The organism is Mesorhizobium sp. ORS 3428 (assembly GCF_001854785.1).
Taxonomy (GTDB): domain Bacteria; phylum Pseudomonadota; class Alphaproteobacteria; order Rhizobiales; family Rhizobiaceae; genus Mesorhizobium.
In genome coordinates, this window is sequence record NZ_MDFL01000114.1 from 18,400 (window position 1) to 44,440 (window position 26,041).

A 26,041-nucleotide genomic window follows, 5' to 3' on the forward strand; every position below is an offset into this window, starting at 1 on the left:
TTGCTATTTTCCTTTATGCGTGTTCGGCTCTCGGCCCGTTATTGGCCGTTGAGCAGGAGATCGCCGCTATCCCCGAACCGGTAGCCGACGTGCTGCTTGAGATTCACCTGCGTTAGAACGCTGACYGGGGAGGCGGGCAGATTCCATGGCAGGTGCTCGTCAACGCCGATGAATTCGAGGACAGCGCGCGCCGTCTTCCGAGGCGTCTCACCCCAGCGCACGGCCAAAAGCACCGCGTCCGCCCAACTGGTCAGCAATCTCGCTTCCGGYCCTGCCACTCCGGATGGACCATTCAGGATCACAAGACTGTACTGCTCCCGCAACTTCTCCGCGATCTTTGCCCCATCCACCGCCGACACGAGGTGGAGGACGTCATGCGAAATCGACGGAGCAGGCATGAAGCTGACGCGGATTTCCGGCATGTCCTCCACCGTCTCGGGCAACGAGCGGTTGCCGATGAGGAAGTCAGCTACGGAGCAACTGCTTCTCGACGTGCTGAATTCATTTCTAAACTCGCGCGTGATGCGCTTTTCCTGCTGATCGAAGTCGACGAAAAGCACCCGCTCCCCAAGCCGGGTCGCGGTCAGCGCAAGACTCCATGCAAGCAATGTCTTGTCTTCACTCTTGTCACTCGGGATTATCAGAATAACGCGAGGCTGGCGCAGCCTTGCGTGGGGCAGGGACATCAGCAGCGAAGCGACGGYACGCGTGTAGGAAGCCCTATGCTGCCCCAGCAGCAGACTGCAGAGCCGCCTCGCGCGTGGCCGGACGATCCTTGGAAGGAGACCGGCACATGGGATCCCTAACGCAGCCTCGGCTTCAGCCTGGCTGCGCAGCGTTCGGTCGAAGTGCCGACGTGCGAGTGCGAAAACGGCGGCGGCGAGGCCAAACACGATCATTCCGGGCGGAACCAGAAAGATCGGCGACAGCGTCACCGGACGCGTCGGCGGCCGCGCTTCGGACAGGACGGCGACGTCCGRCCGGGGGAATTTGATGCTTTGTTGCAGATCCTGCTGGCGAGCCAACAAATCATTGTAGCGCTGAGAGAGTACGTCGACCTTCAATTCCAGCGCGTGTAGGCCTGAAAGACGGCTTGCGCTGTCGGCCGTTGCAGCTTTGAGCGCGTCGCTCTGCTCCTGCAGCGATGCCATCTGGCCAAGATAAACCTGCCGTTCGGTATCCAGGCCGGCGATCTGCCGGTCGATCTCGTTCGTCGAGGGGGCGCCAGCGTCGACCGTGCCCGTCTGCGGGTCAATGAGAGCAGGCGACCCGATTACCTCTGCCACATCCGCAGCCGGGGCGCCGCTCGTGCGCATGCTGCGAACCCTTTGGAGCCGCGTTTCGACCTCGGCCAGACTTGCCTTGACAAAGGACATCTGCCGTCCAAGGTCGGCGATCGCGCGACCGCTGTCGTCGACGTTTCCGCGGTCGGAAGCGCCATTGGTGAGCCGATATGTTTGCAACTGATCGGTGGCTCGCGCCAGTTCGTCCTGCATTTCAGGCAAGCGGGAGACGATCAAGCCAAGTTCGCGCTGATCCGAGGCGCGATTCTGCTGTGCAATCCCCTCGATGTAGACGCTGGCAACCGCGTTGACGACCTGCGCGGCCCGCACCGGGTCGCGGTCGGTGAAGGCGATGCCGATAATCCTGGAACGGAGTTCCTGGCCGACCCTCAGTTCCTGTTGCAGGGCCTTGAGCGACGATGCGTCCGCCGCTTCCGAGGTTGCAGCCACATCCTGTCGGCCGCCGGACCAAGCCCAGGACAACAGACCGCCCACCGACGTTCGAACCTTCTGTGCTATGACAAGCACGGCACTGCGTAGGGAATTAGACTCGGTTCCGGCCGAGGCCGGGTGGGGGGAACCTCGGTTCGCATCCTCCTTGCGCAGAGCTGCCAACACATTCCTCAAATGTGCTTCTGACGATAGCACGGTCAGATGGCCGTCGACGATTGCGGCCAACGTGTCCTGCGACGCGTTCGCCGTGCCGGCGAGGGGAGCGCCGCTGGGCAAGTCGACGATCACCTGCGTGTTGGCCTCATAGAGGGGAGGGCGCATCATCCCGACAAATCCGGCGAGGATGCCGCCCAGAATGYCTATGCCGGCGATGAACCATTTCTTCCTCCAAACGGTCACCGCCACCTGCTGGAAGGGTGTCAGATCGTTCACCTTTGCAAGGATTGGCCGCCGCGGCCTTACGCTCGCCTCTTGCGCCAGCACCGATCTCGGCTTCGGCGTTACGCCGGCCTCTTGCGCCGGCACCGATGTCGGCTTCGGCCTTACGCTGGCTTCTTTCGCCGGCGCCGATGTCTGCTTCGGCCCTAGACGTTGAACTTGGTTGACCATCTCAATCACCCAGCAAGGCGTACTCGTGGGCCTTCGCTGCGTCGGATGCGATCGACCGCGTTGCTTCGCAGTGCCACGCCTCGAACATCAGGACCGGCCACAAATCGCGGGCGCGGTCCTGCTTGCCGTCGAGATGAGCCCGCCAGCAGGCGTCCACCTTGGCAAAGTCGAGTATCCCGGCGCCGGAGAGGCGCGCGGTGGCGATCAGGTCTGAAGCCCAGGTGCGAAGGGGCCCTCTGAGCCAGGCGCCAACCGGAACGTCGAAGCCTTGCTTCGTTCGATCAATCAGCTGCTGCGGCAAATAACGGCCCAGCAGGTGGCGAAGAATCCACTTGCCCTTGCCGTTCCGAACTTTGGCGTCAGCGGGCAGCCGCCAAGCAAATTCAACGACGCGATGGTCAAGGATCGGGCACCGGCCCTCGAGGCCGTTGGCCATGCTGGCGCGGTCGAGCTTGACCAAAATGTCGCCGGGCAGGTAGCCGGTCATGTCGTCGAACAGGAGACGAGACAACAGGTCATTGGGCAGCGGCGAGCTGAAACTCGGTATCGGTGGCTGGTGACGAGCCAGGGTTTCGGTCGAGGGGCTCGTCAGCCGTTGCAGCAGATCATCCTCATTTCCTGCCTTGAGCAGATGGGCAAGTCGATACAATCGGTCGCTTCGCATCGCATGCCGAAGACTTGCCGAGAGCGGCAGGCTTTCAATCAGATCATGGTCTGAGAGGTGGGCAAGCACCCCGACCCCCATTGCTGTCGCTTGGCGAAGAGGCGACGGCAGCCGCTGTAGTCGTGTCAGGTGACTTGCGAGGAAATGCCTTGAGTAGCCGGCGAAGCATTCATCACCGCCGTCACCCGAAAGAGCGACCGTAACGTGCTGGCGAGCGAGCCGCGACACAAGCAGCGTTGGAATCTGCGATTCGTCGCCGAACGGCTCATCCCAAATCTGCGGCAGGTCCGGTATGACATCACGCGCTGCGGCAGCGGACAGGTGAAGTTCGGTGTGGTCCGTGCCCAAGAACCGTGCGACGGCCGCGGCATGGGGAGCTTCGTCGAACCCGCCCTCGTCGAAAGCAATGGTGAAAGTTCGCACCGGCTTCGTAGACTGCGCCTGCATGAGAGCAACGACGGTCGAACTGTCCACGCCACCCGAAAGGAAGGCGCCAAGCGGCACGTCGGCGACCATTCGCTCGCGCACTGCAAGGCGAAGCACGCGGTCCAGCTCGGTCGTAAGTTCCTCATCGTTACCGGCCGCCGGCTCACGCTGGCCTATGCTGGCAACCTCGGCAAGCGACCACCAGCGCCGGGTGCGTCGGGCAAGGGAGGCCGCGCTACGCTTGACGGCCAGATCGGCGGCGGTCACTGAGATGAGCGAGCCAGGCGGCATCTTGTACGCTGCTCGCCAGATGCAATTGCCGTCCGGCACCCACCCCTTTGACAGCATCGCCATCGCTGCCCCCTCATCCAGCTTCGCCTCGAAGCCGGGGAAACAGGTGATGGCTTTCAGTTCCGAGGCAAAGACCAGCGCGTCGCGCGTCAGGCCGACATAAAGCGGCTTTTTTCCCATCCGATCGCGGACAAGGTGAAGCGTCCGGGTCTGGAGATCCCACAGTCCGAAAGCGAACATGCCGGCGAAGCGTTTGACCGCTGCCTCGACGCCCCACCTCTCGATCGCGCAAAGCATGATTTCGGTATCGCCGGTGCCGCGGAAGGAATGGCCCACCTCTTCAAGCTCGCGGCGCAAATCGCGGAAATTGTATATCTCTCCGTTGAAGGTGATGACGTATCGGCCGCTTGCCGAATGCATCGGCTGGCGACCTGTTTCCGACAGATCGACGATCGCGAGGCGCCGGTGGCCGAAGGCAATGCCGGCCTCACGGTCGACCCAGAATCCTTCGCCATCCGGGCCGCGGTGGCGAAGGGCCATCGTCATCTGCCCTATCGTTCTGAGCGGCCTCTGGTCGAGCGCATTGGATGCAAGCAGAATTCCGGCGATCCCGCACATCTAACATCTCCTCGCGCGAACAGTCGCCGGGATCGCCTGCTCGGTTCCGGCAACAAGGGACATGGTCAGCGCAAACCACACAATGGGGTGGCGGATGATCAGGTGCGGAATGCCGAAAATGACGATCGATGCGATGAGCATCAAAAGCGCATTCGATTTCGTGCGCCATGYCGACATGGCAGCAGAACCGACGATCCACATGAGTGCCAAGACGGCGACCAGGCCACCTTGCAGGTAGAGGTCGAGAATGGTGCTGTGCGCTTCGAAAGGCACCGGAAGAAATTGCTTGTCGACGATGGGCGGCCGTTCGAGATGCGGTCCCGGACCCAGGCCCAACGACCCGACTGTCGCTCCCTTCTTCAAGGCTTCGTCCCAGAGAAACAGACGAAGCTCGGCTGTCTCTTCGGTCGCTTCTCCGCCCTTGTCCTTGGTGAGGCTCTTGGCGAAATCTTCGGCGCTGCTGACCTCGGGCAGGGCGTAAGGGGYCAGCGACATGGCTAGCGGAACCGACCCAAGCATCAGCAGGAACACAACCTGTCGGAAAAGGCCGTTGTTGGCGTGCCCCTCGGCAAGCCAAGTCCTCAACCACAGTGCAACAAATATCAGGGCGGTCGCGATGCTGGTGTAGAGATAGGTGTCACTCTTCGTCAGCCTGCCGACATAGAAGGTCACGGTCAGGCAGCTCAGTCCAAGCAGCCACCCCCACGGGCTGCGGGTCGTGGTTACAAGATGCAGGGCCAGTGGTCCGAAGAGTGCGCAGTAGATCGCGAGCTGGTTCGGGTTCTCGGACCAGCCACGAAACCGGTCCCAATACCAGGGATCGACGCCGGACTGATGAATCCAGCCCCAGCCGACCCCCACCTGAATGACAAAGCATATGTTCGCGATGCCGATCACCCACCAGGCGCTGCGGCGCAATCGGGCACTGGCGTCAGGCTCCGCTGCCGCGAGGCAGGTGACGCAGATCAGCAGCGCATAAGCCACCGTGTCATGCAGCAGCGAAGCCAGATCAAGGACACTCGTCATGAAGCCGACGATGGTGCCCAGTCCCAGGGCAAAAGTCATGACAAGCCAGAAGCCTGCGAGCTTGGCCAGGGCTGGCGTTGCTTCCAAGCGGCCGCCGGCCAGGATCCGTACGAGCGACAGCGCGATCCACAGCGAGAGGAACAGCTCGCCATATCCAAAGGACAATCTCGGGATGTCGAGCTGCGTCGCATATACAATTGCGACGCCGCAGGCCAGGAGCGCGTCGCGGATCATTGCGATGCCTCGCTGAGCTGGCGCCTTGCCGCATCCTTTTCCGCCGGCTGGCGCGGAGAGCCGGCTTGGTTTCTGCCAGAAAGGATGCACTGGTATAGGTCGCAATACTGGTCGACGACCTCCGAGAGCGCGAACCGCTCCCGGACAAATCCGACCGACCGCTCGCCCATCCTTCTGGCGCGGCCGCGATCCGCCAGGAAATCGATCAGYCTCGATGCCAGGCCGTTCGCGTCGCGCGGTGCGACGAGATAGCCGTTCCAGCCATCCTCGACCACGTCATTGCAACCGGGCATCCTGGACGCCACGATTGGCAATCCGGCCAGGCCGGCTTCCAGCAGAACGCGCGGGATGCCCTCGCGATATTGCGTTGGGAAGGCGAAGACATCGGCCATGCCGAGAAGGGCTGGTACATCCTGTCTCGGCCCTAGCGCGATCACATGCGGCGCGTAGCGATCGATCTCCGCTTTGCTGACCGCGAACGGCCCCTCGGATTCTCGCGGACCGWCAAGGATGAAACGCGCATTGGGCCTTTCGCGAAGAATGCGGGGGACCGCCTCCAGAAGAGTTGGAATCCCCTTCTGGCGTGTCAGTCGGCCGACGAAGATTACGATCTCGGCGAAAAGCAGACCGAACTGCTCTCGCATCGCCGCGGCCGAAAGTCCGCAATGGCTAGCCGCCGCGAATGAGGCCACGTCGATTCCCGAACCGGCTATCAGCCGCGTCGTGCCTTTTCGGGTCAGCCTCCAGCGCTCGAAGAACGCCCGATCGTCCCGGTTCTGGAAAACAGTCGCGGCAGTCCAAAAAGAGGCAAGCCATTGCAGGCTGCAGAAGACAGGGCGCAGGGCCAGCGCCCGCGGCTCAAGCGAAGAGAAGGTCCAGCCGAGGCCGTTTATCGTGCGGACGACCGGTACCTGACCGCGCACTGCCAACGGCGTCAGCAAATTGGGCTTCGTGTCGAAGCTCTGGATGATGTCCGGCCGGATTTCTCCAAGCAACCCGCGGATCGAGCGCAACGCGCTCAATTGCGAACCGCCAATGGCAAATCGATCAAATTCAATGCGACGATGTGGAATTCCGTGGCGAGAGAACGCTGTCCCATCGTCACTCGATATGGCCGTCAGCCTAAAACCCCTTTCACGCAGCGACAGCAGGAACGGAATACGCAGGCGGTGATCCTCGCCTCCTATGCAAACAAGGTGGGGGTTCATCTCGCCTCTCCCGAGGGTGCGAGGCACCTCAAGCGCACAACGTAGCGAGCGACTTGATTTTCTTTCATTGCAGGTTTGCAGCGCTTCCGCCTGAGATCCACCCGGATCACGCTAGGGGCATGCCTGCCCATTGTCCTCGTCCGTTTGAATGATGCAGGGTGACTGCGCGGCTACCAGCGTGCCGAAACAGCTTCGACGGCTGCGGATTCTCTCAGATGGTCGGCGACGGATTGCCACGAAAACAACGGGAACTAACGAGAACGAACGCGGATCGGCTCCCGGCATAAATCGGTAAAAATCAATGCCTTAACGGAAAGCATGCTGGTTTAAACCGAAGATGTCAGCGGTTCGAGCCCGCCCACCATTTTTCCGGCAAAATCGAGACTCACGGCGGCGTCAGGCGGAAATCCTGGCCTTCGGGCAGCAGCTGGCCGCCATCGACGACAATCGTCGTGCCGGTGATGTAGCTGGCGTCGTCGGAGGCCAGGAACAGGAAGGCGTTGGCGACGTCGCGCGGCGTGCCGAGGCGTCCGAGCGGCACGGCATCTTCCATGCTTTTGATGAAGGCGGCGTCGCGGTGCTGCTTCATGCCCTCGGTCAGGATGTTGCCGGGCTCGACGCCATTGACGGTGATGCCGTAGCCGGAAAACTCAAGTGCGGCGGCGCGGATGAAGCCGTTGATGCCGGCCTTGCTCGCCGAATAGTGGCCGTGGCCGGGGCTGCTCACCTGCGGGCCGGTGATGGACGAGGTGAAGAGTATGCGGCCACTTTGCTGCGCCTTCATTGGCGGAAGTGCTGCGCGCGCCGCATTGAAGCTGCCGCGCAGGTTGACCGCCATGACGCGGTCCCAGTCCTCCGGGCTGGTGTTCTCGATGAGCTGCCAGGGATAGATGCCGGCATTCTGCACGATGATGTCGAGGCGGCCATGGCGTTTCAACGCCAAGGCCACGACGGCCTCGGCATCGGCCATCTTCGAGATGTCGGTGTGGATGAAGGCGGCACCGAGTTCCTCGGCGCTTGCCTTGCCGGCGTCCGCTTCGCTGTCGGCAAGCACCAGCCTGGCGCCTTCCTCGGCGAAGCGCTGGGCTATGCCCTTGCCGATGCCGCGCGCGGCGCCGATGACCGCTGCCACCTTGCCTTCGATGCGTCCTGTCATGCGAGCCGTCCTGTCATGCCAGTCTTTGGCGAATGGTTTGCTTGAATGCGTCTAGCAGCACGGCCGCCAGCACCAAGAGGCCGTGGATGACCTGAGTGAAGTTGGCCGGCAGGCCCATGAGGTTGATGGCGGTGTTTATGGCCGACAGAAGCAGCACGCCGGCATAGACGCCGGGCAGGGTGCCGACCCCGCCCTTCAGGCTGACGCCGCCGATGACGACGGCGGCGAACGCGTTGAACAGCAGGCCGACGCCCAGATTGGCGGTGGCGCCGGAGGTGCGGATGGCGAGCAGCCAGCCGGCAAGGCCGGCAATCGCGCCGGCAAGCACGAAGGCGATGATCAAATTGCGATTGACGCGGATGCCGGCGCGGAAGGTCGCGGTCTCGTTGCCGCCGATCATGACGAGATGCCGCCCGAACGGCGTCTTGGCGAGGATCAGCGAGAACACCACGAAGCAGCCGACCGCGATCCAGGCGGTGAGCGGCAGGCCGGCGAGGCGCTGGATGCCGAACCAGCGGATGGCGGGTGCCAGATCCTGCGCAGAGCGCCCGCCGGAGACAACAAGCACGAGGCCGCGCACCCAGATGTAGGAGGCCAGCGTGATGATGAAGGCACTCATCTTCAGCCTGACAATGAGGAAGCCGTTGATGACGCCGATGATGGCCCCGACGGCAAGCGCGATGGCAAGCGACACCGGTACCATCAGCCAGTCGGGATGCAGCTGCACGCCAAGGCCGATGCCGGACGAACAGAACATGATGCCGACTGCCATGGCGCTGAGCGCCGCGACCGACTCGACCGACAGGTCCATGTGGCCGGCAATGATGACCAGTGCCAGGCCGATCGACATGACGCCCAGAACGCTCGAGGCCTCGATGATGTTGGCGAAGATGCCGAGCTGGAGGAAGTTCGGAATGAAAATCGAGAACACGACCAGCACGAAGACCAGCATGAACCAGACGAGGTTGTCGAGCACGAGCTCGAGGCTATGGCGGGTACGAGGGCTCATCGAGCGATCCGATTGGCGTCGAGTTTGAACGCGCCGCCCTTCCGGGCAGGGCGCCAGGAGGCTCCGGGCCGGCGGCCCGGAGCCCGGTGGGACAAGCCTATTCGACCGACTTCACCGTATCGGTCGGCGGCTTCTGGTTACCCCAGAAGGCAGGATTGTCGACGTTCGCCTTGGTGATCGCGGCGCCCGGGATCTTGATGTTCGGGCCCCAGGCCTCCGTGGTCACCACCGATTTCAGGCCAAGCACATCATAGTCGCCGGGCTTGATCTCCTGCTTGTTGACGACCTTGTCCATGAACATGGCGACCGCGGCGGCCTGCGCGTAAAGCGGCTGCTCGACCTCGACGTTCAGCCAGCCCTTGCGGATCAGGTCGAGGCCGACCGGCGCGCCGTTCGAGCTCATCAGCATCACGTCGCCCGGCTTCTTGCCGGCGGCTTCCAGCGACGCGACGGCCGCGACCGAGAGATGCGCGGCGTGGCTGAAGATCAGGTCGATGTCGGGATTGGCCAGCATCTGGTCGGCGACGATGGTGCCGGCGTTGCTCGCCTCCCATTGCATGGCCGGCAGCGAGATGATCTTGACGTCCGGGAACGCCTTCATCTTCTCCTCGAAGCCCTTCTGGATGTCGAGCGTGTAGGGGTCGCCGGGGTCGCCGAGCACCTGCAGGACCTTGCCCTTCACCGAGCCGTTCTTGGCTTTCAGCAGCGCCTCGGCCTGGTCGGCCGCAATGTGGCCGATCTCGACCGTGCCCGCCACCGAGGTGAAATCGGAAGGTGTCGCCGTGATCTGGCGGTCGAACTCGACCACCGGAATGCCGGCCGCGCGCGCGGCCTCGATCGACGGCTTCAGCGCGTTGAAATCGACCGCGGCGAGGATGATCGCCTTCGGCTTCAGCGCGATCACGTCGTTCATCTGCGATTGCTGGGCGTCGGTCTTGTTGTCCGCGTTCAGCGTCTTCACTTCGTAGCCGACCTGCTTCAGGAACAGCTCCAGCGCGCTCACCGAGCCGGTCTGGAATTCGTCGAGCAATGTCGGCACCAGGTAATAGACGGTACCCTTGGACTGGGCGAATGCCGGCGTGAGCGTGGCAATGGCCAGTGCCAGGATACCGAAGACAGAAAGTAGCATTCGCTTCATGTCGTTCGCTCCTCTTGCGCCGGACCCCTCATTTGTCCCTCAGCCCGCCGGTCCGGCACCGGCGAGCGTCTCCCCGGTGATCATGTTGATCACCGCATCGGGACTTGTCTTGTTGCGGGCAACGTCGCCCGCCACGACGCCGTGGCGGATCACTACGATCCGGTCGGCGACCTGGAAGGCCTGCTGCATTATGTGGGTGATGATGACGACGCCGATGCCCTGGCTCGCCACCTGGCGGATCATGTCGAGGCCGCGGCGCGTCTGCTCGACGCCGAGCGCTGCGAACGGCTCGTCGAGCAGCACCAGCTTGCCGCCCYAATGGACGAAGCGGTTGAGCTCGATCGCCTGCCGCTGGCCGCCCGAGAGGTGCTCGACCTTGGTGCGCAGCGACGGAATGCGCGTGCCGGCATTCGCCAGCGCCTTGGCCACCACCGTCTCCATGGCGCGCTCGTCGAGCACCGGAACGCCGAGCATCTTGCGGGTGATCTCTCGCCCCATGAAGAAGTTCGCCACGACGTCGACATTGGTGCAGAGCGAGAGGTCCTGGTAGACCGTCTCGATCCCGGCGGCCTTCGCCTCGGCGGGCGATCTGGCGAGGAACTCCTTGCCCTCGAAGAGCATGCGGCCGGAGGTCGGCTCGAGCCCGCCGGCGATGATCTTGACCAGCGTCGACTTGCCGGCGCCGTTGTCGCCGAGGAGAGCCACGACCTCGCCGCGCCCGATCGAAAAGCTGATGCCCCTCAACGCCTGGATGGCACCGWAGTTCTTGGTGACGTTGTCGAGGACCAGCAGGGGTTCGCTCATGCCGCGATGTCTCCGCCTTTCAAAGGGTCGCCCTCGCGCTGCCGCTTGGCGGTGAAGATCTGGCCGAAGCGCGGCGAAAGCACGCCGGAAACGGCAAGCGCCGCCGCCCCGCGCAGCACCGCGTGCTGGCCGCCCCGCGCCACCAGGATGCGCGGCGTCGCGCGATCCCGGCGGGCCGAGACCGAGTTGTGCAGCGGCTCCGCCGATGCCACCAGGCTTTCGAGCAGGGCAGGCGAGGCCAGTCCGCCGAGGACAATCGTTTCCGGGTCGAAGAGATTTTCGATGGTGGCGATGGCGTCGCGGAAGATCGGCGCGACCTCGGCCACCCACTCGGCATCGTCGCCGTTCCAGCGCCCACGGGCCTCCAGCGAGATGTAGCGTTCGAGGCAGCCGCGATTGCCGCAGGGGCAGGGCTCTCCGCCTGGGACGATCGGGATATGGCCGATCTCGCCGGCATTGCCCCAAGCGCCGCGCAGCGCGCTGCCGTCATGCAGCATCGCGCCGCCAAGCCCGACGCCGAAATAGAGGTAGTAATATTCGGAATGCTTTGCGCCGAGGCCATAGAGGCGCTCGCCCATCGCGGCGGCGGCCATGTCGTTCTCGAAGAAGGCCGGCAGGCCGGTGACGGCCGTCAGCCGCTCGCGCAGCGGAACGTCCTGCCAGCCGGCCATGGTGGTCGGGCCGACGAAGCTCATCGGTTCGACACCGAACGGCCCGGGCAGCGCCATGCCGATGCCGATGACGCGGCCGCCCGAGCGGCGGCCGGTCAGTTCGGCAACCATGGCGCCGATCGCTTCGAAGGCCTCGTCGGGAGCGGCATTCGGCGCCGCGCGATGCGCGCTCTCGATCACGTCGCCGCTGAGGTTGATCAGCGCCGCGTCGATGCCAAGCGGTGTGAGATGGATTCCGACGGCATAGCCGCCTTCCGGATTGATGCGCAGGGTCGCGGGCGGCAGGCCGCGGCCCTTCGGCTCCTCGCGAACCGACAGGATGTAGCCCTGCTCCTCCAATTCGCGAACGATGGTCGATACGGTCTGGACGGTAAGCCCGACATGCCGGGCGATCTCGCCGCGGGCGATGGGGCCGAAGCGGCGGATGGATTCGAGCACGATGCGCCGGTTGTACGGCCGCCCGAACTCCTGATTGGTCCCCCGCAACGCCATGCCCTGCGCTCCCAGTTGACGCAAGGTTCGCAGAGAAAAATTATTCAGTCAAATGGAATTCAAAAATAATTTTGACCAGCCGGGCGCGGTAAAGCTCGACATTGCGACACGGCTCAGCGGCTGCGTCGATCGGGAGCCAGGAACGGGTGGAAAACGCCTCGCCTTGCGCGGTAGGCAGCTTGGCCCTGCGCGCTAGGCGATTGCCTTAAAGGTACTGCGCGACCTTCTTGCCGACGGCCAGGAAGCGGAGCGGGTCGATCGCCTCGCCATTGTGGCGCACCTCGTAGTGGAGATGCGGGCCGGTCGAGCGGCCGCTGCTGCCGGTCTTGCCGATCACGTCGCCGGCCGCGAGCTTCTGGCCGACGGTGACGTCGATCTCGCTGAGATGGCCATAGCGGGTGGAGAAACCATTGCCATGGTCGACCTCGACCATGCGGCCATAGCCGCCGTTCCAGGCGGCCTTGGTGACGACGCCGGCGGCCGTTACCTTGGCCGGCATGCCGATCGGCGCCCTGAAATCCATTCCGGTGTGCAAGGCAGCCGTGCCGAGGATCGGATCGGTGCGCACGCCGAACGGACTGGTCACTGCATGGCCGGGGGCAGGATTGGTGAGCGGCAGCTTGCGCGCTTCCTTCTTGATGTGATCAAGCGCATCAAGAGCCTCGTCCAGCTCCTTGATCTTGCTGTCGAAGATCATCGACGGGTCGAGCGGCACCAGCGGTCCGCCGACGTTGTTCTTGTCGAGGTCGCCGTCAACCGGCAAACCTGCCGCCTCGAGCGCCTGCGAAATCGCGTCGGCGTTCCGGTAGGCGTTGTCGGCAAGCGTGGTGATGCGGGAAAGCTGCTGGTTCTCGATGGCCTTGAGCGATGCGTTGATCGACACGAACAGCTTGTCGGCGCGATCCGCGGCCGTTTCATTGTCGAGCGGATCGGAGCGCGTCGACCACAGCGAGAACGGCCGGGTGTCGCCGGCGCTCAACGACGCGACGGAGTAGGTCGGGGCGCGCGAAAGGCTGCCGGTGATTTCCGCTTGCGTGTCGGGTTTCGCAGGCGCATCGCTTGCGGCGGGCACATCGCCGACCTCGTTTTCGGCGCGTTCGAGGATCGGCCCGAGCCGTCCATGGCGCTGGCTGAGCTGGGTCTGCCTTGCCAACAACTCGCTGACCTTGGTTTCCATGAGCTGTTGGTCGAGAAGCTGGCGGCTGGTGATGCGGTCGACCTGGGCGCGAAGGGCCGAGATGCGGTCCTCATAGGCCTGCTGCATGCGCGCCTGCCTTGCCGTCGTGGCGCCGATCAGGTCGTCGCGAAGCACCAGGTAGGAGGTGGCGAGCAGATAGCCAATGGCGATTGCCGCCAAGGCCGATCCAATGAACGCTGCAAGCCAAGGGCGGATGGTGAAGTGCCTGATCTCGTTGCCCCGGGCGATAATGACCGTGTGGGGCTCCTTGCGCCTGCCGAAGACCGCTGACTGACCGTTTGGTTTCACGGGACCAAGCTTTCGTTACGACACCAACGACAAGCCTGGATTACACATTATTAGGGTTAACAAAGCTTTGCCGGCCGGAAGCCTCMGCTAACGAATGCCCGCACTGCGGGTGGCTGGTTGTAGGGTTGAGCCCCCGGCTGTAGAGACGCCTCAAAGGGCGCGCACGGCCTCCAGCACCTCCTGGGCATGACCCTTGACGCGAACCTGCCGCCAGATGCGGGCGATGCGTCCGTCCTTGCCGATGAGGAACCTGGCGCGCTCGACGCCCATGTATTTGCGGCCATACATCGTCTTCTCGACCCAGAGATGATAGGCCTCGATCACCTTGCGCTCCTCGTCGGCGACAAGATCGACGGTTAGATCGTACTTCGCCTTGAATTTGTCGTGTTTTTTTATGCTATCGGGGGACAGTCCGATCACCACGGCACCGGCCTTTTCGAATTCCGGCTTGAGCTGAGAGAAGCTGATCGCCTCATTGGTGCAGCTTGTGGTGTCGTCCTGTGGATAGAAGTAAAGTACAACCGGCTTTCCGCGGAACGCGGCAAGGTTGAGAGAGCCGCCGCCGTCGCGCGGAAGATCGAACTGCGGCGCAACGTCGCCCACGTCGAGATCAGCCATATCGATGCCCCTGTTTGCGGTTACGCGCGCGAAAGCATCGATATAACGTGAAGCGGGGATTCGTCCACGACGGGTTCGTTTACAACGGAATATTGCGTGGATCAGGAGCAAACGCAGCACGAGAAGATCAGGTTCAGGCGAGACGAGATCATCGACCTGGGATCATTTCCGTCCGCATGCGGCGTGCCGCCGCTTGGCCGCGCCTCGGTGCGTCGCCGCTTCCGCATCATCGGCCGGGCATTTGCTGGGCTCTGTGCGCTGGTGTTGCTGGCGGCGGCGGGCGTCTATGTGCTGGGCACGTCGGGCATCGGCACGGAGCGGCTTCGGGCCGAAGCCGAGACGACCATCGAGAAGCTGGCCGGCGTCGATGTCGACGTCACCGTCGGGCCGGCGCGGCTGACGCTCGACGGATCGAGCTTCGTCGCGCTGCAGGTCAGCGACGTCAGCCTGAAGACCGCCGACGGCAAGCCGATGGCCGAGGTCGGGCGTGTCCGCTTCGGCATGCGCCTGCTGCCGCTGCTGTCCGGCGAGGTCCGGCTGACCAGCGCCCGGTTTTCCGACGCCCATATCATGGTCGCCGCAATGCCGTCCGGAGGCGGCGACTGGACGGCGGCGCTACGCAGCGAGGATGGTCTCGTCGATCCCAAGAAGGTGTCGGCGGCGGTGTTTTCCGGCCTCAACCAGGCGTTGGACGCGGTCCGCGAGGATTCGATGCGGCAGATCGACCTGCGCAATGTCGAATTCGAATTGCCGGATGGTGGATCGGTCAAGCGCGTCATGGTTGCCGAAGCCAAGGTCGCCCAGACCGGCGCGGGCAGCATGGAACTCTCGTCCGATGCCGATATCGACGGCCGGCACGTCAGCCTGGCCGCTTCCGCGGCGCGCGATCCGAATGCGAAGCGGATCGCGTCGCTCGATGCCGACCTGGAGGTGGCCGACGCCGAAAACCTGGTCGAGGCAATCCCTAGCAGCGGCAACTCCGCCCCTCAGGGCGGCAAGCTTGGCCCGATTGCGCTGAAGCTCTCTGGCGCCGAAGCGTCCGGCGAAACGCCGTCACGGCTGACAGCCTCACTGTCACTCGGGGACTCCGTGCTCGATCTCGGCGAGCGCGGGCTACTGCCGGCCGGTGTCGACGCCGACGTCACGCTGGTGGCTGGTTCGAACAAGATCTCGGTCGACAAGCTGCTCATCAATACGGGGCGCTCGACCTTCGATTTCGTCGGCTCGATCGGGCCAAAGCCGGCAGCGCCAGGCGAGGAGCCGTCCTATCGCTATGACCTCACCAGCGACGGCTCGACGCTCGCTCCTTCAGAATCGCCGGAGCCGGCGCTTCAGTTCCTTGCCCGCGTCGCCGGCGTCTACCAAACCAAGAGCCGCAAGCTGGTCGCCGAGCAGATCGGCGTCCGCTCCGGCGGCTCGAGCGAAGTGGTGGGCACGGCTTCGCTTGCCTTCATCGACAAGGGTCCGCCGGGCGTTTCGCTTTCGCTCAATGTCCACGACATGCCGGTTTCGCATGTGAAGCAGCTGTGGCCATGGTTCTCCGCCCGCAACGCGCGGCTTTGGGTGCTGGACAATCTGTTTGGTGGCCGCGTTGTCGACGCCAACCTGCAGTTCCACGTCGTGCCCGGGAGACTCGGCAACGGCGTTCCGCTTTCCGGCGGCGAGGTGTTCGGACGCTTCCAGATCGAAGGCTCGCGCTTCGACACCGCGGGCCGCATCCCGCCGATCCGCGACGCGGTCGGCGTCGTCGCTTTCCACGGCAACGACGTCGATATAGCCCTGTCTTCCGGCAGCGTCTTCATGCCGAGCGGCCGCAGTGTGGCGGCAAGCGGCGGCACGCTGACGGTCAAGGGAGCGAACCGCTCGCCGGTCATCGGCGCGCTCGACATCGATGTCGCCGGCGAGGCGCCGGCCATAGCTGAACTCGCCTCCTACGAGCCGATCAACGCCATGCGCCATGTCGGCCTCGCGCCGGAGGATTTGACCGGCAACGTCACCGGCCATGTCCGAGCCGACATTCCGCTCACCTCCGGCGTCGACACTTCGACCCTCGATTGGCTGGTGTCGCTCGACTACCAAGGCCTTTCGCTTGCCAAGCCGTTCGAGGACCAGACGGTAACGGACGCAGACGGCTCGATCACCGTCAGCCCCGACCGTGCCGCGATATCGGCCAAGGYGAAGCTGAACGGCATTCCGGCGGAGCTCAATCTGGTCGAACCGCTCGACGACAAGGGGCCTCCACGCAGCCGCAAGGTCGCGCTGGTCCTCGACGACAAGACGCGCAACGCCGCGATGCCCGGCCTGTCGCCACTGCTTTCCGGAACGATCAAGGTAGCGATCGACAAGAGCGGCGAGGGCGGCCAGAACGTGTCGGCCGACCTAACCAACGCCAAGCTCGACATACCGTGGGCCGGCTGGAGCAAGGGCGCGGGCATTCCGGCCAAGGTCACCTTCACGATGGCCAAATCGGGCAGCACCACGACGCTGTCCGATTTCAATCTCGACGGGAAGAGTTTTTCGATCGACGGGGACGTGACGCTGGTCAACGGGGCGCTGTCGCAAGCCCGCTTCAGCAAGGTCGCACTGAACAGGGGCGACGATGTCGCCGTCTCGGTCAAACGATCGGGCAAGAGTTATGCGGTCGATGTGAGCGGGGAGTCCCTCGACGCCCGCTCGCTGGTCAAGCAGTTCACCTCAGACGTCGACACGGCCACGAAGGGCGCCGGCTCGGACGCGATCTCGGTCAGCGCCGACGTCAAATCCCTGACCGGCTTCCATGACGAAGTGCTGTCCAACCTCAGGCTGGACTACAGCGCTGCCGGCTCGAGGGTGAATGGGCTGAATGTCAGTGCGACGGCGAGTTCGGGCGCCGCGATCACCATCAACAACACCACCGGTGTTGCCGGGCGCATGCTGAGGGTCAAATCGGCTGATGCCGGCGCCATCCTGCGTTTCCTCAACGTCTACGAGCATATGGAGGGCGGGGCGATCACGCTCTCGCTCTCAGGTGCCGCCGACGGTCCGATGCGGGGCCAGGTCGATGCCAGGAATTTCTATGTCGTCAACGAGCCGAAGCTCGCTTCGATCGTCTCGACCAGGCCTGCCGGCGACACACGCAGCCTGAACCAGGCGGTGAAGGCCGATATCGACACTTCGAGGGTGCAGTTCGAGCGCGGCTTTGCCGAGATCGACAAGGGCACCGGCTATCTCAGGCTGGCAAACGGACTGCTGCGCGGTCCGCGCATCGGCACCACCTTCCAAGGCACGCTCTACGACGAGGACAATAACATGGACATGACCGGCACCTTCATGCCGGTCTATGGACTGAACCGAATCTTCGGCGAATTGCCGCTGTTCGGACCGCTGCTCGGCAACGGCCGCGATCGCGGCCTGATCGGCGTAACCTATCGGCTGCGAGGCAATGCCAACAAGCCGAACCTCGACGTCAATCCGCTCTCGGTGATCGCGCCCGGCATATTCCGGTCGATCTTCGAGTACCGGTAGTGCCGACTTAAAGCGCGTCGCGCTGAAACGTGTTCAGACGACGCGCTTTAAGTCGTTGTTTTGATGCATGTTGTTCCCCCAAAACCGCTGCGCACTTTTGGGCGACATGCATTAGACCGGCCGCACCAGGACGTGCTTTTTCTTGCCGAGCGAGAGCTTTACGACTCCTTCCGCGCCCAGATCCTGAAGCGTGACGGTGCTGCGGTCGTCGGTCACAGGCTGGTCGTTGAGGCGAACGGCGCCGCCCTGGACATGCCGACGCGCCTCGCCGTTGGAGCCGGCGAGCCCGGCGGTCACGAACAGCGACAGGATGCCGATGCCGGCCTCGAGGTCGGCCTTGGCCACTTCGACGCTCGGCAGCGTGTCGGCGAGCGCGCCTTCCTCGAAGGTCTTGCGCGCGGTTTCGCTGGCCGTCTCGGCCGCCTCCCGGCCGTGCAGCATGGCGGTGATCTCGGTGGCGAGGATCTTTTTCGCCTCGTTGATCTCCGAGCCGCCGAGCTTTTCGAGGCGCGCGACCTCGTCCAGCGGCAGCGTGGTGTAGAGTTTCAGGAAACGGCCGACATCGGCGTCCTCGGTGTTGCGCCAGTACTGCCAGAATTCGTAAGGCGAGAGCATGTCGCCGTCGAGCCAGATCGCGCCCGAGGCCGAYTTGCCCATCTTGGCGCCGGACGAGGTGGTGAGCAGCGGCGTGGTCATCGCGTAGAGCTGCGCATTCTCCATGCGGTGGCCGAGGTCTATGCCGTTGACGATGTTGCCCCACTGATCCGAGCCGCCCATCTGCAGCCGGCAGCCGAAACGCTTGTAAAGCTCGACGAAGTCGTAGGCCTGCAGGATCATGTAGTTGAATTCGAGGAAGGACAGCGACTGCTCGCGGTCGAGCCTGAGCTTCACGGAATCGAAAGCGAGCATGCGGTTGACGGAGAAATGCCGGCCGACGTCGCGCAGGAAATTGACGTAGTTGATCTCCATCAGCCAGTCGGCATTGTTGATCATGATGGCGTCGCCGCTGCCGCTGCCGAATTTGAGGTAGGGCGCGAAATTGCGGCGGATGCCGGCAAGATTGCTCTCGATGTCCTCCGGCGTCAGCAGCTTGCGCGCCTCGTCCTTGAAGGAGGGGTCGCCGATCATCGAGGTGCCGCCGCCCATCAGCGCGATCGGCCGGTGGCCGGTCTGCTGCAGCCAGTGGAGCATCATGATCTGGATCAGCGATCCCGCATGCAGGCTCTTCGCCGTCGCGTCGAAGCCGATATAGGCGCTCACGGTTTCCTTGGCGAAAAGCTGATCGAGGCCGGTTTCATCTGAAATCTGATGGATGAAGCCGCGCTCGCTCATGATGCGCAGGAAATCGGACTTTAAGGCGGACATTTTATCTTTCCCGGAGATCGCCCGGCACTCGGCCGAGCCTAACGTGAAGGGGCGCGTTTAGCATCAGCGGGCGATCAGCAAAAGTGGGTTCCGGTTTTGCGTCCGATCGCCCGCCGGTGAAAATCGCGATCAGCAAAAGTGGTTCCTTGGCGAAAAGCTGATCGAGGCCGGTTTCATCTGAAATCTGATGGATGAAGCCGCGCTCGCTCATGATGCGCAGGAAATCGGACTTTAAGGCGGACATTTTATCTTTCCCGGAGATCGCCCRGCACTCGGCCGAGCCTAACGTGAAGGGGCGCGTTTAGCATCAGCGGGCGATCAGCAAAAGTGGGTTCCGGTTTTGCGTCCGATCGCCCGCCGGTGAAAATCGCGATCAGCAAAAGTGGTTTCCGGCTTTGCGCCCGATCGCGAGCGATGCCGCGAATCCTTGCTTCGTCCCTTTTGCTGGCGTATTGAGGCGCCCGCGCAAGGGCAGAGCGCGCCCCGAGCGCTGCGACGGGGGCCATCCCGCAGATCAGATCGGACAAGCTCCCGCGATGAACAGGAACTACCTCATCCTCTTTCTGTTCAGCATCCTTGTGACCGTCAGCGGTCTGGCGAGCCTGCCGCCGGTCGACCGCGATGAATCCCGCTTCGTCCAGGCGACCAAGCAGATGGTCGAGACGGGCGATTATGTCGACATCCGCTTCCAGGATGCCTCCCGCTACAAGAAGCCGGTCGGCATCTACTGGCTGCAATCGGCGGCAGTGGCGCTGAGCGGCGAGGGGGCGCAAGCGCCGATCTGGGTCTACCGCCTGGTCTCCATGCTCGGCATTGCGCTCGCCGTCGTCGGCATCGGCTGGACGGGAACAAAGCTCTTCGGCGCCAATGCCGGTCTGGCCGCCGGCCTGATGATGGCCGCCATCTTCGCCACCGCCTTCGAGGGCCGCGACGCCAAGACCGACGCCATGCTGCTCGCCTGCTGCGTGGCTGCGCAAGGCGCGCTGGCGCAGGTCTACATGGCCGCGCGCCGCAAGCAGCCGGTTGCCGGCCATCTGCCGTGGATCTTCTGGATCGCCCAGGGGCTGGGCATCCTCATCAAGGGACCGGTGGCGCCACTTCTGTCGCTGTTGACGGCCGCCGTGCTGTTCGCTTTCGAGCGCGACTGGCGCTGGCTTCTCAACCTGAAGCTGGTGCGCGGCGTCATCGTCGTGCTCGTCATCGTGCTGCCCTGGCTCGTCCTCATCAGCTTGAAGAGCGGCGGCGCCTTCTTCCAGGAAGCCGTCGGCAAGGACATGCTGAACAAGGTGGCGCAAGGCGAGGAATCACACGGCCTGCCGCCGGGCTTCTACATGCTCACCTATTCGCTGTTCATGTGGCCCTTCGGCCTGATCGCGGTCGGCGCCGGGCTGCAGGCCATGAACCGCTTCTGGGACGATCCGCGCCTGCGCTTCTGCCTGGCCTGGTACATTCCGTTCTGGCTCGTGTTCGAGGCGATCCCGACCAAGCTGCCGCATTACGTGATGCCCGCCTATCCGGGCATGGCGCTGCTGATCGGCTGGCTGCTCACCTTGCCGGCGGACAAGGCCAACGCGCCGCTGAAGCGCTGGCAGACCTGGCTTTGGTGGGCAACCGCCTTCGGCCTCGGCCTGGTGGCGATCGGCCTCGCCGTCGTCTGCATTGCGGCCCCGATCTATGTCGGCAAAACCTTTTCCTGGTGGAGCATTCCGGCGGCGATCGCAGCGCTCGTGACCGGCTATCTGGCCTTCCCGCGCCAATTGCAGGTTCCGATAGGGCGCATCGCGGCGATCGCTGTCGGCGCCGGCATCACATTTAGCCTGCTGTTCGGGGTTATTGCGCCGTCGCTGAAGCCGATCTGGCTGAGCCCAGCCATCAAGGCAGCCGTCGATGCCAACCGTCCTTGCGACACCACGGTGCTCGCTTCATCTCCCTATCATGAGCCGAGCCTTGTCTTCCTGGTCGGCACCAATACTGTGCTGACCGATGTCGAGGGYGTCGCAAAGCACCTCCTTGGCGACCCGGCCTGCGCGCTGGGACTGGCCCCGGTCAAGCAAGAGCAGAAGCTGAACGATCTGCTTGCAGGGCAAGGCAAGTCGGCGAAGCGTCTCACCGAAATCGACGGGCTCAACTATTCGTCAGGAGACAAGCTGGCGCTCGGCCTTTATCGGGTGGCACCGTGAGCAATAGTGTCGGGCCTAGAATGCCCCTATAGGCTTGCCATGTCCGCCATCGCCCTCTACCGCCGCTCGCTCGGCAATTTCATCGACACGATTGCTATCGTGAAGCGGCGCTTTGCCGTGCGCCCGGCGCGCTATCCCGAGATTCCCTGGGCCGTGTGGCTGCTTGCGTGGCTTCTGTTTGCCGCGGCGGCCTTCCTCAGCCTGGACAGCGCCGCCGGCAGGATGCGCGGCGAGTGGAGGCCGGGCTTCGTCCATTTCGCCGATTTCTTCACCAATTTCGGCTTGGGCGGCTGGTATCTCATCCCTGCGGCCGTCTGCCTCGTCGCGGCCAATCTGACCGACTGGCGAAGCCTCTCCCGGCAATCGCGCCTGTTCGTCTACAACTGGACGTGCTTTGCCTTCCTGGTGCTCTGCGCGGTCGGTCTTTCCGGGCTCGCCGTCAACATTTTGAAATATGGCATCGGCCGGGCGCGGCCGCTCTATTTCGACGATTTCGGCGTCTTGTCGTTGCATCCCTTTGCGATGGATGCGCGTTTCGCCGGCTTTCCGAGCGGCCATGCGACGACGATGGGGGCGGTGTTCGGTGTCCTGCTGCTCCTGTTCCCCAGGCGCCGGTACATCGCGCTGGCGGTCACCGCCTGCATCGCCTCGACCCGCGTCTTCGTCGGCGCGCATTATCCGAGCGACACCGTTGCCGGCTTCGGGCTCGGCCTTGCCTTCGCGATCGCTTCGGGACTGGTCTTTGCGCGGCTGGGTTTCATCTTCCAGCGGCCGGTCTCGACCAGACCGGTGCCGAAGCGCACATTCCACCTGGTATGGTCAAGCCAGCCGAACGGCAAAATGCCGTCGGAGCGGCAGAGCCGCGAGCACCTGTCGGCCGACCAGCCTTAGAAGCTATTGGCTGCCGCGGCCGCCGCCACAGGCCTATCTCAACCGCTTCGGCCTCGGATCGGCGAGCTCGCCCGCAAGCCGGCGGTCGAGATAGTCGGCGCATTCCTCGATCAGCAGTTCGGCGTGGTTGGCGAAGAAATGGTTCGCGCCGGGGATCGTCTTCTGCGTGATGGTGATACCCTTTTGCGTGTGCAGCTTGTCGACCAGGGTCTGCACGTCCTTGGGCGGCGCCACCTTGTCGGCATCGCCGTGGATGATGAGCCCGGAAGAAGGGCAGGGCGCCAGGAACGAGAAGTCATAGGTGTTGGGCTGCGGGGCGACCGAGATGAAGCCTTCGATCTCGGGCCGGCGCATCAGAAGCTGCATGCCGATCCACGAGCCGAAGGAATAGCCGGCGACCCAGCAGCTCTTGGAATCCGGATGCAGCGACTGCACCCAGTCGAGCGCGGCTGCCGCGTCCGACAGCTCGCCGGTGCCGTGGTCGAACTCGCCCTGGCTGCGGCCGATGCCGCGGAAATTGAAGCGAAGCGTGGTGAAATCCCGCTTCTGGAACATGTAGAAGAGGTCGTAGACGATCTTGTTGTTCATCGTGCCGCCGAATTGCGGATGAGGATGCAGCACGATGGCGATCGGCGCGCTCTTTTCCTTGGAAGGCTGGTAACGACCCTCCAGGCGACCAGCCGGACCGGCGAAAATGACCTCAGGCATAAAATACTCCACGTGGCATACGAAGGCGCGAGCCCGGTACTCTTGCTCTGGCCCCCAAGTCAGGCCTCAGGTCCTCTGTGGCCTTGACGCCGGGCAAGCGTCTTCCTAGAAGCTAGTTTAGAATTGTTCAAAACTGGGTGGCCGAACACATCTGTCCGGCCGCCCGCGCCGCAAGCCGGGTAAATAGGACGGCTTGCCTTGGAATTTCAAGGAAATAACGCGCTATCCTCGCGGAATGGCTGCTTACGGGACCGACTGAAGGAAAATGGCCGCAACTCGCGCCTATCTCGACTACAACGCCAGCGCGCCTCTGCTTCCAGAGGCACGCGCTGCGATGGTCGCTGCGCTTGATGTCGCCGCCAATCCATCGTCGGTCCACACCGAAGGCCGCGCGGCGCGCCGGCTGATCGAGGATGCAAGGCGCGAGGTAGCGCGGCTGGTCAATGCCAGGCCCGAGCATGTCGTGTTCACGTCGGGCGCGACAGAGGCCGCAGCGACGCTGCTTACCCCCGACTGGCAGATGGGGCGGGGCGGCATCCGCATGAGTCATCTCTATGTCTCGGAGGCCGACCACCCCTGCCTGCTCAGTGGCGGGCGCTTTCCGGCGGAACAGGTGACACGGATCGGCGTCGATCGAAACGGCCTTGCCGATCTCGACGCGCTGACCAGGGCGCTCTCCGCGCACGACAAGGCCGACGGCCTGCCGTTGGTGGCGATCCATGCTGCCAACAACGAGACCGGTGTCATCCAGCCGGTTGGACGCATCGCCGAGATCGTCAGGAGCGCGGGCGGCGTGCTGGTCGTCGACGCCGTGCAGGCGGCCGGGCGGATTCCAATCGACGTTTCAGCGGGTTACGCCGACTACCTGATCCTGTCTTCGCACAAGATCGGCGGCCCGAAGGGCGTCGGCGCGCTCGTCGCTCAGGCCGATCTGATGATGCCGAAGCCGCTGATCAATGGCGGCGGCCAGGAGAAGGGCCATCGCGCCGGCACCGAGAACCTTCCCGGCATTGCCGGCTTCGGTGCCGCGGCGAAGCGGGCGCTGGCCGGTCTTGATGGCGTGGACGAACTCGCGCGCCGCCGCGAGGCGGTCGAAGCGATCGTGAGGGAACTCGCCCCGGACGCAGAAATCTTTGGTGAGGCAGCGCCAAGGCTTGCCAACACGACATTCTTCGCTATTCCGGGCATCAAGGCCGAGACGGCGCAGATCGCCTTCGATCTTGCAGGTGTCGCGCTGTCGGCCGGCTCCGCTTGCTCGTCGGGAAAAGTCGGACCAAGCCATGTGCTGAAGGCGATGGGACATGGCGACAGCCTTGGCGCCTTGCGCGTGTCGATCGGCCGCACGACCGGCGCCGAGGAGATCGAGGCGTTCCGGACCGCCTTGGCGGGCATTGTCGCGCGCCAGGTGAACCGGGAAAAGGCTGGGCAGGAAARGGCCGCCTGACGGTGGCGGGAGCATCGGACCGGAATGCCTTGTGGTTTCCGGGTACCCGCTGCTCGAGAACGAATTCAGGCCATCCGGCCTGGTAGAGCCGTGCGTTTGTCTTGGCCGGGTGAATTTCCGGCATAGACGCACTATATGGAGCTTACTCCGCTGCAAGTCCCTCCCGGGGCTGGTTTCGGCGGTGCCATAGTTTGAAAACTGCCGGGCCTTGACCCCGGCGAGGATGGAGAACGCTTATGCCTGCTGTGCAGGAGACGATCGATCGGGTTCGAAAGATCGACGTCGACCAGTATAAATATGGATTCCAGACAGAGATCGAGACGGACAAGGCCCCCAAGGGCCTGAGCGAAGACATCATTCGCTTGATCTCCGAGAAAAAGCGCGAGCCGGACTGGATGCTGGAATGGCGTCTCGGGGCCTTTCGGCGTTGGCTGACGCTGGAAGAGCCGACCTGGGCGCGCGTCAAATATCCGAAGATCGACTTTCAGGACATCCACTACTACGCCGCGCCGAAGAGCTCGCCGGGCCCGAGGTCGCTGAACGAGGTCGATCCCGAACTGCTCAAGGTTTACGAGAAGCTCGGCATTCCGCTGAAGGAGCAGGAGATCCTGGCCGGCGTTCAGAAGATCGACGCGTCGGAGTTGGAGGAAGCCAACGACAACGTCTACAAGTCGGGCCGCGTCGCGGTCGACGCCGTGTTCGATTCGGTCTCCGTCGTCACCACGTTCAAGAAGGAACTGGCCGAGGCCGGCGTCATCTTCTGCTCGATCTCGGAGGCGATCCGCGAGCATCCGGAGCTGGTGCAGAAATATCTGGGTTCGGTGGTGCCGACGACCGACAATTTCTACGCTACGCTGAACTCGGCGGTGTTCACCGATGGCTCCTTCGTGTTCGTGCCGAAGGGCGTGCGCTGCCCGATGGAACTGTCGACCTACTTCCGCATCAATGAGCGCAACACCGGCCAGTTCGAGCGCACGCTGATCATCGCCGAGGAGGGAGCCTATGTCTCCTATCTCGAAGGCTGCACGGCGCCGCAGCGCGACGAAAACCAGCTGCATGCGGCGGTGGTGGAACTGATCGCGCTCGACGATGCCGAGATCAAATATTCGACGGTGCAGAACTGGTACCCGGGCGATGCCGAGGGCAAGGGCGGCGTCTACAATTTCGTCACCAAGCGTGGCGATTGCCGCGGCGACCGCTCGAAGATCTCGTGGACGCAGGTCGAGACCGGCTCGGCCATCACCTGGAAATATCCGAGCTGCATCCTGCGCGGCGACGATTCCAGCGGCGAGTTCTATTCGATCGCGGTGTCTAACGGCTACCAGCAGGTCGACTCGGGCACCAAGATGATCCATCTCGGCAAGAACACGTCGAGCCGCATCATCTCCAAGGGCATCGCCGCCGGCTTCTCGCAGAACACCTATCGCGGCCAGGTCTCGGCGCACCGCAAGGCGACGAACGCGCGCAACTTCACCAACTGCGACTCGCTTTTAATCGGCGACCAGTGCGGTGCGCACACCGTGCCCTACATGGAAGCCAAGAACGCGACGGCGAAGTTCGAGCACGAGGCGACGACCTCGAAGATCTCCGAGGACCAGAAGTTCTACGTCATGCAGCGCGGCATTCCCGAGGAAGAGGCGATCGCGCTGATCGTCAACGGCTTCGTCAAGGACGTCATCCAGCAGCTGCCGATGGAGTTCGCGGTCGAGGCACAGAAGCTGATCGGCATCAGCCTCGAGGGTTCGGTCGGCTGACCGCAACGG

The 26,041-nt window shown here is 63.7% G+C and carries 19 protein-coding genes; 5 read left to right on the plus strand and 14 right to left on the minus strand.

Annotated elements, in window-relative coordinates; all coding sequences use genetic code 11:
* Window positions 1–38: 38 nt before the first annotated feature.
* The 11 genes from ORS3428_RS12540 to ORS3428_RS12590 all read right to left on the minus strand — a co-directional run bounded on the left by ORS3428_RS12540 (window position 39) and on the right by ORS3428_RS12590 (window position 14,186).
* Window positions 39–2,345, minus strand: a complete 2,307-nt coding sequence (locus ORS3428_RS12540; protein WP_083355122.1) for a GumC family protein — start codon at window positions 2,343–2,345, stop codon at window positions 39–41.
* Between the two features lies 1 nt (window position 2,346).
* Window positions 2,347–4,344, minus strand: coding sequence for an asparagine synthase (glutamine-hydrolyzing) (gene asnB, locus ORS3428_RS12545; protein WP_071098054.1), 1,998 nt, complete (start codon window positions 4,342–4,344; stop codon window positions 2,347–2,349).
* A complete protein-coding gene (locus ORS3428_RS12550) occupies window positions 4,345–5,604 on the minus strand; it encodes an O-antigen ligase family protein (RefSeq protein ID WP_071098056.1) in 1,260 nt (419 codons plus the stop codon). It abuts the gene before it with no gap.
* Window positions 5,601–6,812 (minus strand): glycosyltransferase family 4 protein, encoded by a 1,212-nt coding sequence (locus tag ORS3428_RS12555; RefSeq protein ID WP_071098058.1) that lies wholly within the window; start codon window positions 6,810–6,812, stop codon window positions 5,601–5,603. The genes ORS3428_RS12550 and ORS3428_RS12555 overlap by 4 nt, the downstream gene beginning before the upstream one ends.
* A 385-nt stretch (window positions 6,813–7,197) precedes the next feature.
* Window positions 7,198–7,968 (minus strand): SDR family oxidoreductase, encoded by a 771-nt coding sequence (locus ORS3428_RS12560; RefSeq protein ID WP_071098060.1) that lies wholly within the window; start codon window positions 7,966–7,968, stop codon window positions 7,198–7,200.
* Window positions 7,969–7,981: 13 nt separating this feature from the next.
* On the minus strand, window positions 7,982–8,977 hold the full coding sequence (locus tag ORS3428_RS12565) for an ABC transporter permease (protein WP_071098062.1): 996 nt from the start codon (window positions 8,975–8,977) through the stop codon (window positions 7,982–7,984).
* Window positions 8,978–9,074: 97 nt separating this feature from the next.
* On the minus strand, window positions 9,075–10,115 hold the full coding sequence (locus tag ORS3428_RS12570; RefSeq protein WP_071098065.1) for a sugar ABC transporter substrate-binding protein: 1,041 nt from the start codon (window positions 10,113–10,115) through the stop codon (window positions 9,075–9,077).
* Window positions 10,116–10,154: 39 nt separating this feature from the next.
* Window positions 10,155–10,919 (minus strand): ATP-binding cassette domain-containing protein, encoded by a 765-nt coding sequence (locus tag ORS3428_RS12575; protein WP_071098068.1) that lies wholly within the window; start codon window positions 10,917–10,919, stop codon window positions 10,155–10,157.
* Window positions 10,916–12,082 carry an ROK family transcriptional regulator gene (locus ORS3428_RS12580; RefSeq protein WP_071098070.1) on the minus strand — a complete coding sequence of 389 codons (1,167 nt, stop codon included), beginning with the start codon at window positions 12,080–12,082 and terminating at the stop codon, window positions 10,916–10,918. The genes ORS3428_RS12575 and ORS3428_RS12580 overlap by 4 nt, the downstream gene beginning before the upstream one ends.
* 205 nt (window positions 12,083–12,287) lie before the next feature.
* Window positions 12,288–13,568 (minus strand): M23 family metallopeptidase, encoded by a 1,281-nt coding sequence (locus ORS3428_RS12585; RefSeq protein ID WP_071098072.1) that lies wholly within the window; start codon window positions 13,566–13,568, stop codon window positions 12,288–12,290.
* A gap of 150 nt (window positions 13,569–13,718) precedes the next feature.
* On the minus strand, window positions 13,719–14,186 hold the full coding sequence (locus ORS3428_RS12590) for a peroxiredoxin (RefSeq protein ID WP_071098074.1): 468 nt from the start codon (window positions 14,184–14,186) through the stop codon (window positions 13,719–13,721).
* 96 nt (window positions 14,187–14,282) lie between these two features.
* On the opposite strand from ORS3428_RS12590, the gene ORS3428_RS12595 reads away from it, so the two are divergent.
* On the plus strand, window positions 14,283–17,690 hold the full coding sequence (locus ORS3428_RS12595) for a YhdP family protein (RefSeq protein ID WP_071098077.1): 3,408 nt from the start codon (window positions 14,283–14,285) through the stop codon (window positions 17,688–17,690).
* 111 nt (window positions 17,691–17,801) lie between these two features.
* Here ORS3428_RS12595 and tyrS read toward each other — a convergent pair whose 3' ends face one another.
* Both tyrS and ORS3428_RS12605 read right to left on the minus strand, forming a co-directional pair.
* Window positions 17,802–19,055 (minus strand): tyrosine--tRNA ligase, encoded by a 1,254-nt coding sequence (gene tyrS, locus ORS3428_RS12600; RefSeq protein ID WP_071098079.1) that lies wholly within the window; start codon window positions 19,053–19,055, stop codon window positions 17,802–17,804.
* A 1-nt stretch (window position 19,056) separates the two neighbouring features.
* A complete protein-coding gene (locus tag ORS3428_RS12605; protein WP_071098081.1) occupies window positions 19,057–19,299 on the minus strand; it encodes a hypothetical protein in 243 nt (80 codons plus the stop codon).
* 292 nt (window positions 19,300–19,591) lie between these two features.
* On the opposite strand from ORS3428_RS12605, the gene ORS3428_RS12610 reads away from it, so the two are divergent.
* Window positions 19,592–21,235, plus strand: coding sequence for an ArnT family glycosyltransferase (locus ORS3428_RS12610; protein WP_071098084.1), 1,644 nt, complete (start codon window positions 19,592–19,594; stop codon window positions 21,233–21,235).
* Window positions 21,236–21,274: 39 nt separating this feature from the next.
* Complete coding sequence (locus tag ORS3428_RS12615) at window positions 21,275–22,126, plus strand: phosphatase PAP2 family protein (protein ID WP_071098086.1); 852 nt, start codon at window positions 21,275–21,277, stop codon at window positions 22,124–22,126.
* Between the two features lie 33 nt (window positions 22,127–22,159).
* Here the strand turns inward: ORS3428_RS12615 and ORS3428_RS12620 are convergent, their stop codons facing one another.
* On the minus strand, window positions 22,160–22,834 hold the full coding sequence (locus ORS3428_RS12620) for an alpha/beta hydrolase (RefSeq protein WP_040969528.1): 675 nt from the start codon (window positions 22,832–22,834) through the stop codon (window positions 22,160–22,162).
* A gap of 265 nt (window positions 22,835–23,099) precedes the next feature.
* On the opposite strand from ORS3428_RS12620, the gene ORS3428_RS12625 reads away from it, so the two are divergent.
* Window positions 23,100–24,278, plus strand: a complete 1,179-nt coding sequence (locus tag ORS3428_RS12625; protein WP_071098089.1) for a cysteine desulfurase family protein — start codon at window positions 23,100–23,102, stop codon at window positions 24,276–24,278.
* Window positions 24,279–24,514: 236 nt separating this feature from the next.
* The gene (sufB, locus tag ORS3428_RS12630) at window positions 24,515–26,032 is read left to right on the plus strand and encodes a Fe-S cluster assembly protein SufB (RefSeq protein ID WP_071098091.1); all 1,518 of its coding nucleotides are present in this window, start codon (window positions 24,515–24,517) and stop codon (window positions 26,030–26,032) included.
* The last annotated feature ends 9 nt before the right edge of the window (window positions 26,033–26,041 follow it).